17 protein-coding genes are annotated in these 17,670 nt (G+C 33.8%); 3 read left to right on the top strand and 14 right to left on the bottom strand.

Annotation, left to right across the window (positions count from 1 at the left end; all coding sequences use genetic code 11):
• Positions 1-96: 96 nt before the first annotated feature.
• From rny to AC1RPR_RS07335, 12 genes are all read right to left on the bottom strand, one after another.
• Entirely contained in the window at positions 97-1,671 is a 1,575-nt protein-coding gene (gene rny, locus AC1RPR_RS07280; protein ID WP_481761847.1) for a ribonuclease Y, read from the bottom strand.
• Positions 1,672-1,818: 147 nt separating this feature from the next.
• Positions 1,819-3,060, bottom strand: coding sequence for a competence/damage-inducible protein A (locus AC1RPR_RS07285; RefSeq protein ID WP_481761848.1), 1,242 nt, complete (start codon positions 3,058-3,060; stop codon positions 1,819-1,821).
• 63 nt (positions 3,061-3,123) lie between these two features.
• The gene (pgsA, locus tag AC1RPR_RS07290; protein WP_481761849.1) at positions 3,124-3,711 is read right to left on the bottom strand and encodes a CDP-diacylglycerol--glycerol-3-phosphate 3-phosphatidyltransferase; all 588 of its coding nucleotides are present in this window, start codon (positions 3,709-3,711) and stop codon (positions 3,124-3,126) included.
• A 59-nt stretch (positions 3,712-3,770) separates the two neighbouring features.
• A complete protein-coding gene (locus AC1RPR_RS07295) occupies positions 3,771-4,613 on the bottom strand; it encodes a helix-turn-helix domain-containing protein (RefSeq protein ID WP_481761850.1) in 843 nt (280 codons plus the stop codon).
• Between the two features lie 88 nt (positions 4,614-4,701).
• Complete coding sequence (gene ymfI, locus AC1RPR_RS07300; protein WP_481761851.1) at positions 4,702-5,424, bottom strand: elongation factor P 5-aminopentanone reductase; 723 nt, start codon at positions 5,422-5,424, stop codon at positions 4,702-4,704.
• The gene (yfmH, locus tag AC1RPR_RS07305; protein WP_481761852.1) at positions 5,425-6,729 is read right to left on the bottom strand and encodes an EF-P 5-aminopentanol modification-associated protein YfmH; all 1,305 of its coding nucleotides are present in this window, start codon (positions 6,727-6,729) and stop codon (positions 5,425-5,427) included.
• Positions 6,729-7,982 carry an EF-P 5-aminopentanol modification-associated protein YfmF gene (gene yfmF, locus AC1RPR_RS07310; RefSeq protein WP_481761853.1) on the bottom strand — a complete coding sequence of 418 codons (1,254 nt, stop codon included), beginning with the start codon at positions 7,980-7,982 and terminating at the stop codon, positions 6,729-6,731. Before yfmF ends, yfmH begins: the two co-directional genes overlap by 1 nt.
• A 116-nt stretch (positions 7,983-8,098) precedes the next feature.
• A complete protein-coding gene (locus AC1RPR_RS07315; protein WP_481761854.1) occupies positions 8,099-10,375 on the bottom strand; it encodes an FtsK/SpoIIIE family DNA translocase in 2,277 nt (758 codons plus the stop codon).
• 111 nt (positions 10,376-10,486) lie between these two features.
• Complete coding sequence (locus tag AC1RPR_RS07320) at positions 10,487-10,792, bottom strand: DUF1033 family protein (RefSeq protein WP_481761855.1); 306 nt, start codon at positions 10,790-10,792, stop codon at positions 10,487-10,489.
• Positions 10,793-10,912: 120 nt separating this feature from the next.
• Positions 10,913-11,425 carry a tRNA (uridine(34)/cytosine(34)/5-carboxymethylaminomethyluridine(34)-2'-O)-methyltransferase TrmL gene (gene trmL, locus AC1RPR_RS07325; protein ID WP_409021458.1) on the bottom strand — a complete coding sequence of 171 codons (513 nt, stop codon included), beginning with the start codon at positions 11,423-11,425 and terminating at the stop codon, positions 10,913-10,915.
• Positions 11,426-11,603: 178 nt separating this feature from the next.
• The gene (locus tag AC1RPR_RS07330; RefSeq protein WP_481761856.1) at positions 11,604-12,476 is read right to left on the bottom strand and encodes a methyltransferase domain-containing protein; all 873 of its coding nucleotides are present in this window, start codon (positions 12,474-12,476) and stop codon (positions 11,604-11,606) included.
• Positions 12,477-12,522: 46 nt separating this feature from the next.
• Positions 12,523-13,026: a YbaK/EbsC family protein gene (locus AC1RPR_RS07335; protein WP_481761863.1), complete on the bottom strand. Its 504-nt coding sequence runs from the start codon at positions 13,024-13,026 to the stop codon at positions 12,523-12,525.
• A 185-nt stretch (positions 13,027-13,211) separates the two neighbouring features.
• Here AC1RPR_RS07335 and guaC point away from each other — a divergent pair, with 185 nt between their 5' ends.
• Positions 13,212-14,189, top strand: a complete 978-nt coding sequence (gene guaC / locus AC1RPR_RS07340; RefSeq protein ID WP_481761857.1) for a GMP reductase — start codon at positions 13,212-13,214, stop codon at positions 14,187-14,189.
• A 29-nt stretch (positions 14,190-14,218) separates the two neighbouring features.
• On the opposite strand, the gene AC1RPR_RS07345 is transcribed toward guaC, so the two are convergent.
• Both AC1RPR_RS07345 and AC1RPR_RS07350 read right to left on the bottom strand, forming a co-directional pair.
• Positions 14,219-15,397, bottom strand: a complete 1,179-nt coding sequence (locus AC1RPR_RS07345) for an AI-2E family transporter (RefSeq protein ID WP_481761858.1) — start codon at positions 15,395-15,397, stop codon at positions 14,219-14,221.
• Positions 15,398-15,411: 14 nt separating this feature from the next.
• Positions 15,412-15,765 carry a PTS glucitol/sorbitol transporter subunit IIA gene (locus AC1RPR_RS07350; RefSeq protein ID WP_409021462.1) on the bottom strand — a complete coding sequence of 118 codons (354 nt, stop codon included), beginning with the start codon at positions 15,763-15,765 and terminating at the stop codon, positions 15,412-15,414.
• A gap of 125 nt (positions 15,766-15,890) precedes the next feature.
• On the opposite strand from AC1RPR_RS07350, the gene AC1RPR_RS07355 reads away from it, so the two are divergent.
• Positions 15,891-16,916, top strand: coding sequence for a lactonase family protein (locus AC1RPR_RS07355; RefSeq protein ID WP_481761859.1), 1,026 nt, complete (start codon positions 15,891-15,893; stop codon positions 16,914-16,916).
• A 12-nt stretch (positions 16,917-16,928) separates the two neighbouring features.
• On the top strand, positions 16,929-17,567 hold the full coding sequence (locus AC1RPR_RS07360; protein ID WP_481761860.1) for a copper homeostasis protein CutC: 639 nt from the start codon (positions 16,929-16,931) through the stop codon (positions 17,565-17,567).
• Positions 17,568-17,670 lie beyond the last annotated feature (103 nt).

A 17,670-nucleotide genomic window follows, 5' to 3' on the forward strand; every position in this document is an offset into this window, starting at 1 on the left:
GTCCTCTTTTCTTATATATAAAACTAGTTTAACATTTTTTCTTTTTAATAGACAAAAAATGATGATTTAAGAAATTAATCTTAAATCATCATTTTTTTATTTAGCATACTCAATTGCTCTTGTTTCTCGAACGACAGTCACTTTAATATGTCCTGGGTATTCGAGTTCATCTTCAATTCTGTTTTTAATATCTCGAGCTAAGACAGTTGCTTGAATATCATTAACTTCATTTGGCGTGACAATAACACGTACTTCACGACCAGCTTGAATTGCATAACTTTTCTGTACACCTTTAAATTCATGTGTAATATCTTCAAGTTTTTCAAGTCTATGAATATAATTTTCTAACGATTCACTTCGTGCGCCTGGTCTTGCAGCTGAAACAGCATCTGCCGCTGCAACAAGAATAGCAATAGTATATTTAGCTTCAACATCACCATGATGTGAAGCTATAGTGTTGATGACAACATCATTTTCTTTATACTTCTTAGCTAATTCAAGGCCAATTTCCACATGTGAACCATCAACTTCATGATCAACTGCTTTACCAATATCATGTAACAATCCTGCGCGTTTTGCTAATGTAACATCTTCACCCAATTCAGCGGCTAACACACCTGCTATTTTGGCAACTTCAATAGAATGGCTTAACACATTCTGACCATAACTTGTACGATAATTTAATCGACCAATTGTTTTAATTAAATCAGGATGAATTGTATGAAGTCCGAGATCAAAGGTTGTTTGTTCACCTAATTCACGAATTTTTTCATCCATTTCTTTACGTGATTTTTCAACCATTTCTTCGATTCGTGCCGGATGAATCCGACCATCTTGAATTAATTTTTCAAGAGTCATTTTGGCAATTTCACGACGAATTGGATCAAACCCACTTAAAACGACTGCTTCTGGCGTATCATCGATAATTAAATCAATCCCTGTTAAGGTCTCTAATGTTCGAATGTTACGTCCTTCGCGGCCAATAATACGGCCTTTCATTTCATCATTTGGCAAGGTAACTAATGAAACAGTTGTTTCAGATACCATGTCAGCTGCACTTCTTTGAATAGCTTGAGCAACTAAATCTTTAGCATTACGATCAGCTTCTGATTTAGCTTGCTTATCACTTTCCTTAATCATAACAGCTCGTTCATGACTTAATGATTCTTTCGTATCGTCCATAATAATAGTCTGTGCTTGTGTTTGTGTTAGAGAAGCAACTCTTTCAAGTTCTTCTTGTTGTTCCTGAATCAGTGAAGTAGCTTCTTGTTGTTTTGTGTCAACAAGTTTTTGGTCAGACGTTACTTTTTTCTCTTTGTTCTCAAGCGTTTGTTCTCGTTTATCTAGTGCGCCATCTTTACGATCTAAAGTTTCTTCACGTTGAATTACTCGATTTTCTTGCTTTTGAATTTCTGAACGTCGTTCCTTTAACTCATTGTCTATTTTATCACGATAACTTTGACTTTCTTCTTTAGCCTCTAAAACAGCCTCTTTTTTCTGAGTCTCAGCATCTTTCTTTGCACTTTTTAAAATACCTTCAGCCGTATGCGTTGCGACATCAAGTGTTTTTTCGAAATTTGACTTTCTATATGCAATTCCAATAAAAATTCCAACAACTAAAGCAATAATAGCGATGATAGCGAGGATTAATACGGTTGTTATAGATCCCATAAAAGTCCACCTCCGCATCATCAAATAATGATTAATTTAACTAATCATAAATTTTTAGATGTTTTTTATTTTGTTCATATACACTTTAGTATTTTACGGTTAATTGCCCCCCGCTGTCAACAACAATCCATTGCCAAATTTAATTATTTACTCATTAATTTCATCAAATATCCATTTAAGTCCACTTAGAACACTTCTTTGTCTAATTGTTTCTCTATTTCCAGCAAAATGAAATTGTTTTGCAATAACGGGACTATTTTTAATTGCTAATCCAATCCAAACCGTTCCAGCTTTCTGATTTTCAAGCTCATCTGGACCTGCAACACCAGTAAATGAAATAGCAATATTTGTTTTCATTTTATTTTGTGTTTGTTGGGCCATTTGTTTAGCGGTTTCTTCACTAACAACACCATATTTTTTAATATCTTCAGTCGAAATACCTAAAATATCAGATTTGGCTGTATTAGCATATGTTATAAATCCACCATCATAAATTTTTGAGACACCTGGTATTTCTGCTAATGTACTTTGAAATAATCCAGCTGTTAAACTTTCGGCTGCAGAAATAGATAAGTTTTTTTCAATTAATTTAGTTACAACAATATTTTGTAACGAATTGTCATCCCCATAGCCATAGAAATAATCACCAACTTTGGAAAGTACATAAATCTCCATTTCGTTAATTAATTCTACAGCTGATTTTTTGTCTGTAGGACTTGCCGTAATTCGCAAAGTGACCTCATTTGTCTTGGCGTATGGTGCAATAGTAGGATTAGTTTGTGAATCAATTATCTCTTTTAATTCAGTCACCAATTTAGATTCACCAATGCCATAAAAACGTAAAACTTTTGATTCAAGATGACTATTTAAGTTATATTCTTCTTTTAATAGCTGTTCAACTTCCTTATTAAACATTGTTTTCAATTCCTTAGGTGGTCCAGGTAATAATAAGAAATCACACGAATCACCTTTGTAAAAATCACCAACAGCCATTCCAGCATGATTTTTAATTGGTTTTGATCCTTCTATATACAAAGCTTGTAATTTGTTGTTTTCAGTCATTTGACGACCCGTTTGTGTAAAATGATCTTCTATTTTTAACATGGCGTCCTTATTTTCAACTAACTTCTCATTTAAAAATTTGGCGACCATCTGCTTCGTTAAATCGTCTTCTGTTGGTCCTAAGCCACCAGAAAGGATAACCAAATCATTTCGTTTTGAAGCCAGTTCAATTGCCTCTAACATTCGTTCTTCATTATCCCCTACAACTGTCTGATAAAATACATTTACACCTAAATCAGCTAATTTTTCAGCTAAGAAAGCACTGTTCGTATTTACAATTTGTCCTAATAATATTTCTGTACCAACCGCAATTATTTCTGCATGCATGATGTTGCCTCCTAATTTAATTAAAAAAGACTAAAACGGTTAAATGTTTTAGTCTAAATATTTTTATTTTTCAAATGAATCTGAGAAAATAGCTCTATTTTGAACAAAGTAATCAATACCTGAATAAACAGTAAAGAATAAACAAATATAAAGAAAAATGGCAGCCATAGGTACATTAATTGCTGCAAATAACACATTATTTAAAAACAATAAAATAATAGCTATCATTTGGGTTGTTGTCTTAATTTTGCCTGGCATAGCTGCAGCCATAACTTCCCCATCATTTTCAACAATAATCAATCGTAATCCTGTTACCGCAAGTTCGCGACAAACAATAATTGCAGCTACCCATGCAGGTACTTGGTTAAATGAAACAAGGATAACAAATGCAGTCATTACAAGCATTTTATCTGCCAATGGGTCTGCAAATTTGCCAAAATTAGAAACTAAATGTTGGCGACGTGCAATTTGACCATCTAAAAAATCTGTTAATGAGGCAGCTGCAAAAATAATTGCACCAATTAGATGTGTCACCTGAATCTGTGTACCAACCCAAGTAACCATTCCCCAATCAATTGGTAATAACAATACAAGCATGAAGATTGGAATTAAAATAATCCGCACAACCGTTAATTTATTTGGTAAATTCATAATGATCCCCTTTTTCAAAAATTGCCAACAACATAGTATCCGTTGTTGACAATTCTGGCTTATTTAATATTTACAGTAACTGTTCTAACTTGTAGAGTTGCATTTGTTTTCATAAAATTAAATTTTTTACCGTTAATCGTGATACTCATAGCTGGTGCATTACCAAAGCTAAAGACAAATGACTTTGTACCGGCTGGGATTGTAACAGTATCCGTTGCATCTGAGACAAGTGTTGCTTGCCATAGTTGTGTGCCATCAGCCGTAATTGAGCTCCAAGCAGCACTACCAGAAGCTACTAATTTAACTTTAGAAGTTGTTGGTGCATTTTCCATTGTGTAAACAGTGTTTGTTCCCGCATCTGAAACATATGTTAATTTTTGCGTTTTCTTATCAGATGAAGAACTAGCCTTTACTGATTCAGAACTAGAAGTTTTAGTTTTTGAGTCAGTTGAAACAGATACTTTAGAACTTGAACTTTCAATTTGAGTATCTGTATCTTTACTATTCAATGTCACACCATAAATTGTACCCAAAATCCCTAAGACAATCACAACAATAATAATTGTTGGCAAGTACGACATAAACTTATCAAAATTACCGTCTTTTGGTAGTTTAGCAGACTTTTCAGAACGTGATACTTGTTCCTTTGCAACGACTGTTTCTTGTGTATCTGGAAGTGTTTCATTGAATTCTTTTAATAATTTATCCCCATCCAAATCAACCGTCTCTGCATATTGTTTAACAAATGCTCGAACGTAAAAATCTCCTGGTAAATCAGAAAATTTTTCATCTTCAATTGCAATCAAATAACGTTTTTGAATTTTCGTCATTTGTTGTAAATCATCTAACGTATATCCTTTATTTATTCTCGCTTCTTGTAATGTTTTTCCAATTTCACTCATGTCTAATTCTCCACTTAGTTTAATAGTTAATCTTCTAACAATCAGTATAACATAATCGTCATGTCCAATTTGTTAAAATTTTATTATTTTATTTCAACCATCCGCCTGAAACATAAATCGTTTGACCGGTGAGGTACCCTGCCTCTTTGGCTAATAATTGTTTTACCCAAAATCCAATTTCTTCGGGATGTGCGAAACGTCCCATTGGAATTTCACTTGAGATATCTTTCTTTGCATCTTTCGAAAATTGTTGATTCATTTTTGTATCAACTGCGCCTGGTGCCACCACGTTAACCGTAATACCTAACGAGGCAACTTCTTTACTATAAGCATTGGCAAAGGACGATAACGCACCTTTTACAGTACTGTACAGTACTTCCATTGGGCTACCAACGCCTCCATAAATTGACCCAATAAATATAATTCGGCCAAAATGATTTTGGGCTAACTTTGGTTCCAATTTCTGAATTAATGCCAATGGTGTTTGAACTTGCATCTTCATCATTTTATCTAAATCAGACATTGGGGCTTCATTGAATAAATGGTAAGAAGTTGTTCCTTCAGCAAATATTACAGCATCTACGGCAAATAGTTGGGATATCACTGGATCAACATTAGTCGCTGTCATATCAAATTGTAACGGCAAAAAATCTTGTTTTGGATATTTTCCCCTCAACTCTTGTGTTAATCCCATAATTGCTTCATCATTTTGATAATAATGCATTGTTAGCGACCAACCAATATCTGCCAATTGTCTTGCAATCATTTGACCAATATCACCAGACGCTCCAAAGATAACTGCCCAACTCATTTAATCATCCTCTTTAGCCATAATTTGGTAGACACTAATTGCTTCAGAACGAATAAAATCTTTAGCTCCTTGGCGAACTTGATCTAATGTCATATTTTCAATAATTGGTGCCCTATCAAAAACAGTGGCATCATCAAACAAATCACCATCATACTGATTTGCAATGCTCTCAAGTGAGTTCATCGATTGAATGGATTGACCTAACATTTCACGTTTAGCCAATTCAAACTGGGCCTCAGCCCCTGAAAGGTACTCTGACGCATTCTCTAAAATATGAATAATGGCATCCGATAACTTTTGAGGGTCATCAGTATCACCACTAATACTTGCAAAATGGAAGCCACGTTCAATTTCAAATTCATAGCCAAAGGAATCATCTAACGTCCCTTCATCATATAATTTCATATATTGAGGGGCCGTGTCACCAAACAAAAGATAAAGAAGCATATGGATTGTCTCTTTGTATTTCAAGCCGTTACGGCCTTCTGGAACATTATCTAATCCTTTTATACCAACAATTGTTTTAGCACGTTGAATGGCCATCTCAGTTGCACGATATGGCATGATGTCTGAACCGTCTACTTGAGTTTCTGGAATTAATCGTTTAATTGTTTCTGCTGCTTCTGGAAACTTTTTATGATTTTGATTATTTTTAATTAAATCTAAAGTTTCTTCTGGATCAACATTTCCTACAATAAATAAATTCATATTACTTGGATGATAAAATGTTTCATAGCACTTATATAAATCATCTGCCGTAATTTTATCGATTGATTCAATTGTTCCAGCGATATCACTGCTAACCGGGTGATTTGGGTAAAGGTTACCTAAAATACCAAAGTATAAACGCCAATTAGGATCGTCGTCATACATTTGAATTTCCTGTCCAATAATTCCCTTTTCTTTTTCAACTGTTTCAGGTGTAAAATACGGATCTTGCACAAAATCTAGTAATGTTTCAATGTTTTCAGGAACATGATTAGAGCTTGAAAATAAGTAGCTCGTTCGTGTAAAGCTTGTGAAAGCATTTGCACTAGCACCATATTCTCCAAATAAATCAAACGCATCATGATCTGCTTTTTCAAACATTTTATGTTCTAAAAAATGGGCGATACCATCCGGTACATGAACAACATCTTCTTCACCAATTGGTACAAATACACTATCAACTGAGCCATAATTTGTTGTGAATATACCATAAGTTTTATGAAAACCTTTACGAGGTAATATATTTACTTTCAAGCCATTTTCCAAAGTTTCTGTATATAATATTTCGTCAAACTGCGGGTATTCTAATGTTTTCATTAATTAATTTCCCCATTCAAAAAGAAGATTGCTTGTAATTTAACATTACGAGCGATAGCTTGAACGGCAGCTTTATCCACGCTATTAATGCCGTCTATCCACTCTGTTGCACTAACTTCTGTGCTTGTTAATTGATCAATCATCGATTGATTAATTAACGCCATTTGTGAGTCAAGACTACTTTGATATTGGTTAATCATTGTCATTTTTGTTTTATTTAATAGTTCATCACTAATGTCACCTGCGATAATATCATCTAATTGTTGTTGAACAATTTCGATAACTTTATCTTTATTTTGTGGTTCAATGCCTGTTTGTACAGTTAAAATACCTCTAAATGTATCTAACGAGCTACTTGCATAATAAGCCAAACTAGCTTTCTCACGAACATTTACAAATAACTTAGCTAGTGGTGAACCGCCAAAAACGCCATTGAAAATAAGACCCGCATAGTACCCATTTTCTCTGTAATAAACTGGTAACTGATATGCCAGATTTAATTTACCCTGAGTCACTGCTTGCGTTTCTGTTTTAGTCACAACTTCTTTAATAGCTTGATCATAGAATATAGGTATCATTTTAAAATCTCGAGGTTTAAAAGGCAACGTTTTAACAATAGTTTCAGTTTCTGATTCATCTAATTCACCAAGGACGAAAATGTCTACTCGATTAGTTGTAAGCATTTGTTTGTAGTAATCAAATAAGCTAGTTGCAGTTATCTTTTCAATATCTTCTACAGTCCCATAGCTAGGAATAGCTTGATCGTTTTGAAAGTAAAGTTTCTGTAATTCTAATCCTGCGTACGATTGTTTATCATCACTAATACTTCTGATAGACATCATCAAATTTTCCTTTTGGCGTTTAAATGTTTCTTCGTCAAAATGGCCATCAGTCACATTCGGATTGAAAATAATTTCTTTGATAAAAGCAAATATTTTTTTTAAACTTTCTGTTTTATGTTCTAAGAATTTATCGTTTACACCGTTTAAAATTAAACTTATTAAGTGAAAGTTTCCTTTTTTACTAACAGTGATACCAAAACTTGCACCATAAAGTTCTGATAATTTTTCGGCTAATTTTTGTTGAGATGGATATTCTGCACTACTAATTTCTAATAAGTTAGCTAATAGCATACGTTCTGCAGATTCTTTTCCGGTTAAAGGTGCTATAAAATTAATAACGATTCTATTCGTTTTAAATTGACTATTTTCAATAACAGTTAAGTTGACACCTGTTTCTAATTGTTTACGCACGAAAATGTGCCTCCTTTTAAATCGGATGTTCTTTTACCATGATAATTGAAAGACTAGTGAAACACAAATTTAATTGTTTCGTAATCTGTTTAGGCTAAACAAAAAAACTGAAAGCCCTAATTAGGACCATCAGTTTCTTCATTTATCAACACTTTGCGCGGCTTACTTCCCTCTGGCGGTCCAACGATTCCTTTTGCTTCCATTTCATCAACAATTCTAGCAGCTCGATTGTAGCCAATCCTAAAACGTCTCTGTAACATGGATACACTGCAAGATTGTTCATGAGTCACTAATTTAACAGCGTCCCCAAATAATTCGTCTTCTGAATCAGACGCTGATCCTGAGTTAGCTGTTTCTTCATCAGTCACAATCATCGTTTCATCGTATTGTGGTTCTTGCTGATTTTTAATAAACGAAATAACACTTTCAACATCTTTATCTGAAATGTAAGCATCTTGTACACGAATGGGTTTATTTAGCCCCATTGGTAGGAATAACATATCCCCACGACCTAAAAGCTTTTCAGCACCATTACTATCAATAATTGTTCTCGAGTCAATCCCACTGGAAACAGCGAAAGCCATACGTGATGGTACGTTAGCTTTAATCAATCCTGTGATAACATCAACAGATGGACGTTGCGTTGCCAAAATCATATGGATTCCAGCTGCTCGAGCCATTTGTGCTAAACGAATAATCGCATCTTCAACCTCATTCGAGGCTACCATCATTAAATCTGCCAATTCATCAACAATGACAACAATATAAGGTAACGTTGCTCTTTTTTGTCCGTCATCTGCGTTTTCTTGCATAATCATTTGATTATATCCAGAAATATTACGTTGACTAGCATCTGCAAACAATTCGTAGCGTCGCTCCATTTCAGAAACAACCTTATGTAAAGCTCGTGATGCTTTTTTAGGATTTGTAACAACCGGCGTTAATAGATGTGGAATACCATTATAGACACCTAACTCTACTTTTTTAGGATCAATCAACATAAACTTAACCTGATTTGGTTTCGTATTCATCAATAAACTTGTGATAATGCCATTAATTGCAACTGACTTACCACTACCAGTTGAGCCAGCAATCAATAAATGCGGCATCGTTGTTAAATCTGCTGTTACCAATTGGCCTGAAACATCGCGACCTAAAGGAACTTCGAGAACTTTATCTGGTGTTGGATTCTTTTGTTGAGATTCAATCACATCCCTGAATGAAACCATTGATACTTTAGAATTTGGTACTTCAATCCCAATAAGTGATTTTCCAGGAATTGGTGCTTCAATTCGAATATCTTTGGCAGCAAGTGCTAAGGCTAAGTCATCCGCAAGGTTAACAATTTTACTAACTTTAACACCAATTGCCGGATGTAATTCATATTCAGTAACAGATGGTCCTAAACTCACACTTTTAATTTCAACATCAACACCAAAGCTTTCAAATGTTTGCTTCAATATTTTTGTGTTTTTTTCAATTGTTTTATATTCGCCACTTTGGTCTTCTTTTGGAATTTTTGTAAGTAATGTAACTGGTGGTAATTGGTAATCTTCATTATCATCAGCCACTGTACTTGATATTATCTTAGGATCATCTTCTGAATCTAATTCTGAATCTGGTTCTTGTTGCGTAATGATAGGTGGTTCATCAACGGTCACTTCTCGTTCAGTTTTTATTTCCTTTTCTTCAGTTCTATGGTCAATTACAGGTTTTAATTCTTCTTCATCTTGTTCTGCTTTATTTTCTTTTCTTTCTTCTTTAAAACTATCTATTGCTACTTTCATTCGGCGAAAACCTTCTCTTGTCCAAGCAATAATTACGTTTAGATAGCGTTGAACAGTATACATAACTTCTGAAAAAGAGAGATCAAAAAAAATAAATAATCCGGCTAAGATGAAAAGTACACTAACAATATAGGTGCCTGCTTGTGAAATTAAGAAGTACGATAATTGGTATAAGCTTGCCCCTATCATTCCACCGCCAACTGTTGAACTAACTGCAGATTGTCGAAAATCGGAAACAAGTGTCTGCCATGTATATTGAATAAATTGGCTATGCACCGATGAGTGCCCAACAAACCAGGCTTCAAGAAAGACTAAAACACCAACATATAAAATAACGGATCCCCAATTAATTCTTTTCTTAACTTTGGGCTCTTTTCCCATAATCATTAAGTAACTTCCATATACACCGAGAATTAATAATGCGAATTGATATGTATTACCAACAAACAAACGGAAAACGTTAGCAAATAAAGCACCCAAATATCCCAGTGCTAGCACACCAAATATTCCAAACAATAAAAATATAACACCAATTATATTTTTAGAAAATTTGTATTGAACTGTTTTTTTTGTTGTTCTTTTTTTTCTTTTCTTTTTTTGAGCCAAAACAGTTCCTCCTTCTGTTAAAATAGATACTCAATTATACCATATCTTAATTACCTTCCGTGTCATTGTCTAGTCATTTCCACAAAAAGAGAGTTAATAACAATTATGTTATTAACTCTCTTTTTTGGCTGTAATTTCTTTGCCATCTTTAACTAACAGTAACCCTTGATATAACTGTAAATCATCACCACAATCTGAACAATAATCCATTTGTTCCTCATTCCAAAATGCTGTCAAAAATTGACGTTTACTTTTTTGATGGCTAAATTCAGTGGTAAATGCGCTAGATTGTTCCTCAAAAAAAGCCATCGCTTCATCCATTGAATCAAAATCAACTGTTTTTTGAATATGACTTTTCCAATCATCAAAAAACCACCATGGTTCATCAAATCCAAACATTGTTATTACTTGAAACAAGTTAGCTCACACCCTTCCATTTTATAAAATGACTGTTCATCATAAATACCGGTTTATTTCTTAACCCGAAGCAAGTATAACCCATTTATGAATTTCTAGTCTATAAAATGCTCAAGCTACTTATTTTAGCTTATCATTTTCATACGTGTGTGTTTTATCTAGATTTAAAAAGTCTTGTTGTCTAAGTGTTTCATAAATTACAATAGCAGCTGAATTAGATAAGTTTAAGGCACGAATGTGCGTATCATCTTGTGGAATTCGGATTGCTTTCTCTTCATTTTGGCGCATAAAGTTTTCAGGAAGACCTGTTGTCTCTTTACCAAACAAGAAGTAATAGTCCTTATTCACATCAGAATAATCTACTTGTGAATAAGTTTGCGGTGCAAATTTTGAAACCAAAAAAAGTTGTTTCTGATCTGGAATAGATGCTAAAAAATCTTGTAAATTTTTATGATACGTAATTTTTACTTTATCCCAATAGTCTAGTCCAGCACGTTTTAAATATTTATCGTCTGTTGAAAATCCTAAGGGCTCAATTAAATGTAGTTCAGTATCCGTTCCAGCACAAGTTCTAGCAATATTACCTGTATTAGCAGGCATAAGTGGTTCAAATAATGCAATATGATTCGTCAAAAATTAACATCCTTTCAAAAAATCGTTATTATTTTAGGCAACAAAAAAACGCATCATTTCGGTGTGGGCACGGCGAAAAGATACGTTAATGAAGATCAATTTCCAGAAGCTGACAACATCGTCGACAGTCTCTAAACAACCGAATTCGTATACTCATAATACCACAGCAATTTATTCGTTACAACACTGATTCTAACTTATTTTTACGATATTTTAATAGTGTAACGTCAACCGTAATTTTGGTTAAAGGTTGTTTTTTAGCTTTAGCCTGATTATCTGTTGTAGCTCCCCAATGTAAAGGAGTCATTTCGAGTAAGGCAGGAAACAAGCCTTCTGGAATATCGAATTGATAACTAATTGTAATTTGTTCAGAGTCAGGATAATTTTCTTTAAACAGATTTAAAACCTTTTCATTACTATAACTCCTATTATGACTCTCTTCGTTATATAGAAGTTCGCGTAATTCAACTAAGTAATTTGAATTTGGAATGATTTTTAATAACTGCCCGCCATCCTTTAATACTCGATCAAATTCTGTATAAGCAGAAGGCGAAAAAATATCAATAATTGTTGAAAATGACTTATTATTAAATGGTAGTTTAGCCAAATCAGCAATACAATAAAAAGCATCTGTCTCTTGTTGTGTCGCATAATTGATTGCATCTTTTGAAATATCAAATCCAACGTAAGTGTCTTTAGCATTTTGGCGTGTTACTTCTATATCATGAAGTGGTGTTCCCTCTCCACAACCTACATCCATAATTGTTTCTTCTTCATCAGAAAGCTGCTCAAGAATTTTATCCGTAATCGGTTTAAACAAGCCTGCTTGTAATAACTGTCTCCTTGCTAACCACATATCCAATTCATAATCACTTTTAACCCCATGATTCAAGAAAAAAAGAGTTCCTTTTTTTGATAAATCTATTTGATGATTTTCAGGGCAAAACATCGTCTGGCCTTCAACTTTACTGTAGGGGTTTAAGCAGACAGGACATCTAAATAAATCGATTTTATTTTTTAAAAATACGGCACTTTTCTCAATTTTTTTCAATTTACACTTATTCCTTTTTATCGTTTATTTTACATTCAATAGCTATTTATTTTTCAATGTTAATGTAATGACCTTTAACCAATTCAACAAGTTCTTCACGTTTTACGCCAACAGAACGACCAACTTTACCAGCTGAAACCCAAATTTTATCGAACTCTTGAATTCGTTCATCAAAATAAATGGGAAATCCTTTTCGAACATTAATTCCAATTGGTGTATTTGCGCCATGAACGTAACCAGTAATATTGATTAAATTTTTATTATCTGCTAAATGCAATTGTTTTTCATTTAATTCACGTGCTACTAATTTTAAATCAATTTCAAAAGTAATAGGAAGGCAAACAACTACGTAATCTCTATCACCGTTACTTCCCTGTAAAACAATTGTTTTTAAAATACTTCTTTCATCCGTTCCTAGTTCTTTAGCTTCTTTGCTTGAATCCATTTGTCGACCACCTAAAAAATCAAAAGTATAGCTCTCAAATTCAATATGATTTTGATCTAAAATGCGTTCGTCATTTGTTTTTTTTACTTTTTCTTTTTTTGCGATAATAATCACTCCCAAAATAATTATAGCACGACGTCTATCTCTTCACGTATTCTTATTTAATTTTCGATTTATTTCAAAAATATGTTGACTAAATTCGCTAAATAGCGTAAATTATCAGTTGGTTACTGATAATAATTTAATAAATACTAAAAATAGTTCGTGTTTAAAAGAAATGGGGAAATATTATGCCAGTTTTTGATTATGAAGATATTCAGCTCGTCCCTAACAAATGTATTGTAAATAGCCGTTCCGAAGTCGATACATCTATTCAATTTGGCCCTCGCCGTTTTAAACTACCCGTTGTACCTGCGAATATGCAGACAATTATCGATGAACCGTTAGCAGAATGGCTTGCATCAAATGACTATTTCTATGTCATGCACCGTTTCGATGAAGAGAGTCGCTTACCTTTCGTCAAAAAAATGCATGCAAAAGGTTTGTTTGCTTCTATTAGTGTTGGCGTTAAACCACATGAATGGGCATTAATTGAAGAGCTTGCCGATGCTGATTTAATTCCAGAATATATAACAATTGATGTGGCGCATGGCCACGCACAAAGTGTCATTGATTTAATTCATCATATTAAAAAATGGTTACCAGAGTCATTTCTAATTGCTGGAAATGTTGGCACACCTGAAGGCGTTAGAGAACTAGAAAATGCTGGTGCAGATGCAACTAAGGTTGGTATTGGACCCGGAAAAGTTTGCATCACTAAAATTAAAACTGGATTCGGTACCGGCGGGTGGCAATTAGCCGCTCTTAGATTATGTTCTAAAGCAGCAAGTAAACCAATTATCACTGATGGTGGTATAAGAACTCATGGTGATATTGCTAAGTCAGTCAGATTTGGGGCCTCAATGTGTATGATTGGTTCACTCTTTGCTGGTCACAAACAAAGTCCTGGTGATTTAATTGAAAAAGATGGTAATCTATTTAAAAGTTATTTTGGCTCTGCCTCTGAATATCAAAAAGGTAGCCACACTAATGTTGAAGGTAAAAAAATGCTCGTTCCTTTTAAAGGTGACATTCATGAAACTTTACTTGAAATGCAACAAGATTTACAATCTTCAATTTCTTATGCTGGTGGTAATTCTCTCTCTGCACTTGAAAAAGTCGATTATGTAATTGTTAAAAATTCAATTTTTAACGGTGATACGCTTTAATCAAAAAAGTTAGACAAAATAAAATTTGTCTAACTTTTTTGATTATCTTTATTCGTTTTCTCTGATTCGTCATACAAACCAGAATCCTTTTTATACCATACAAAAATCCGCGTTACAATAACTTTTAGAATTGCATATCCTGGGATTCCAAAAATAACACCTATTAATCCAAAAACCCGTCCCGAACCTAATAAAACAATTAAAATTGTAACGGGATGGATTGCTAAACTACTTCCAAGAATCAATGGAGAAATCAATCTTGCTTCAATTGTTTGTTCAACAATAAAAACAACAATAACCTTTATCAACATAATTGGTGACACGAAAGCAGCAATTACTAGTGCAGGAATCATCGCTAGAAAAGAGCCTAAATAAGGAATTAAATTCAAAAAACCTGCCAAAATCCCTAACGTTAAAGCAAACTTAAGACCAACTACTGAAAAACCAATAACAAATAATATGGCCACAAAGAATGCTACCGTTAACTGACCTCGGATATATTGACTGACTTGTAAATTAATTTCATCTAATAATTCAATGATTGATTTGCGATATCTTACTGGGAAAAAATTTGATAAATACTCAGGTAAATCGTGCCCATCTTTTAATAAATAAAATAAGATAAAGGGTGCTGTTACTAATCCAATGATAAATGTCGTTACAGTACCAACAACGCTACCTAAAGAATCAACTGTTGATCCAATAACTGAGCTCGCTTTTTTGGATACTGTTCCTACGATATCTGTATTTATTTTTTCAATTGAAGTTTTAATAGTATCAAATAAAGATGACGACATAAAATCATTCGTTTGATGTGTGATATTTGACCAATACGTCGGCCAATTTTTAATAATACTAATTGTTTGTGTTTGTACAGCAGGAATCAAAACGACAATCCCCCATACTAAAAACCCAGAAATTACTATAAATACAACTGTAATAACCAAACTTCGATTCAATTTAAAGCGCGTTTCACAAAAATCTATCAATGGGGATATTAAATAATACAGCACGCCAGCTAAAACAATTGGGAAGCCAATAATGCTTAATAACTCTCCAATTGGTGCGAAAAACCAGCCCACTTGTGCTAACATAAAAATAATTAGCAAACTTAACAAAACAATTGATAAAATGCTAACTGTTTTATTATTAACAACCCATTTCCAAAACCATGATCGTTGTGAAGTCGATTTTTCATTTGGGAGCATTTTAATCTACTCCTTTACTTATACGTGATTGTATTACCGACTTTAAAAGTTGGCAATACATGCGGTGTTAAATAAATACCATTTGGTTGTGGATGTTCTGGAACTTCCATAAAGAACAAGGTAGCATGCCCAACCGACTCAAAATTACTTGAAACTAACTCTCCAGCGAAATCAATTTTATAAGTTTGTTCATTAATAATCATTTCATCACCTGTTTTTGGCGAAATAATTTTTTTATCATCTTCAAATGATTGAATGACAGAAACTTGTCTTAAATCATCCGTTGCACTCTGATTGAAAAGGATAACAATAGGTTCCTTTTTTGAGATGGCATCTTTTCCAATTTCTTCAATTCTTGCTGTAATCATACTTTATCGTCTCCCTTATCCTTTATAGTTACCTATAATTATAGCATAGTCCCCAGTATAAATAATAACGTTTACAAAAATATATGATATAATATTGACAATATCATGAGGAGGTATTTGTAACTATGAAAGAGACTATTTTGTTTGGTACATATACAAAAAAGACAAGTACTGGTATCCAACGAGCTCAACTTGATACAATTGAAAAAAAAGTTTCTAACGCTACACCCTATATAAAGGTTGAAAATCCAACTTATCTCACGAAATCGGACAAAGGTGTCTTATATACCGTTTCAAAGAGGTCAGATTTAGGTGGTATATCAGCCTTTACCCTTGCATCAGAAAATCCCCAATTTTTAAATGACGTTTCAGCTGAAGGCGCTCCGCCTGCTTACGTTGCTGTTGATAATAACCGTCAATTAGTCTACAGCTCAAACTACCATAAGGGTCTTATTTCCATTTCAAAAATTCAAACTGATGGCTCATTAGCTCTTATTAATGAAGTTACAAATGAAGGTCATGGTCCAAAACCAGAACAAACAAGCTCTCATATTCATTTCACTGATTTAACACCAGACAATAGGTTAGTTGTTTGTGACCTTGGAACTGATCAAGTGTTAACTTTTGATGTGTCAGATAATGGTGCTATTAAACAAATTGCTGAGTATCGTTCAGAGCCTGGGTTCGGTTCTCGTCATATTGTTTTCCATAAAAATGGAAAATTAGCATACTTAGCTGGAGAGCTCTCAAGTGAAGTTTCGTTACTTAGCTACAATCAAACGGATGGTTCATTTAAAGAGATTCAAACACTTTCATCAATTCCATCTGATTGGAATGCTCATAACGGAATTGCTGCTATTCGCATTTCTAAAGATAGCCGCTTTTTGTATGTCTCTAATCGCGGAAACAACTCAATTGCTTGTTATTCACTTGCTGTTGATGGCACAATGACACTTATTCAACTTATTTCAACTGAAGGTGACTTTCCTCGTGATTTCAGTTTAAATAAAACAGAACAATTTTTGGTTGTTGCTAACCAAAACACTGATAATGCTACCTTATTCGAACGTGATTCAACCTCTGGTAAATTAACTTTACTTCAAAAAGATATTGCCGTTCCAGAATCCGTTTGCGTTTATTTTGAAAATTAGGAGAAATTAAATTTGTTAATTAAAGAAGTTGCAGTTGAAAATTTTACTGATATCCCAAAACAATTTGCCGCTGGTGCTAATCGTTTTGAACTTTGCGATAATCTTGCTGTCGGTGGTACAACTGTCAGTAAAGGTGTTATGTCTGAAACAATGCGTTATGCACAGGACAATGAAGTCCCTGTAATGGCAATGATTCGTCCCCGTGGCGGAAATTTCGTTTATAACGATACCGAATTAAAAATTATGGAGGCTGATTTATTTCAGGCTCAACAACTTGGTGTAGATGGCGTCGTATTTGGCGCTTTAGATACGAATAATAACTTAGACATAGAGGCGATGGAGTTTTTAATTGCAGCAAGTGGTGGCATGCAAATCACTTTCCATATGGCTTTTGATGAAATTCCTAATAATGCACAACTTGATGCGCTATCTTGGTTAGCAGAGCATGATATCGATCGTGTTTTAACGCATGGCGGATCACTTGATAAGCCTATCGAGGAAACGTTACCCCACCTCAAAGAAATTATTGACTGGTCAAACGGTCTCATTAAAATTGTTCCAGGTGGCGGTATTACACTTGATAATGTTGATACTATTGCTGCTAAATTAAACGTTAAAGAGCTTCATGGTACAAAAATAATTTTAAAATAATCATCTAAAAAGGTTCCAACAACTTCATGTACTAGGCCCTGTCAAGTTGACGGATGAAATAATATAAAATTTAATATGTTTCTAAATGGCTTTATCCCAGTAT

It is taken from the genome of Dellaglioa sp. CoH-57-MRSF-22 (assembly GCF_056781895.1).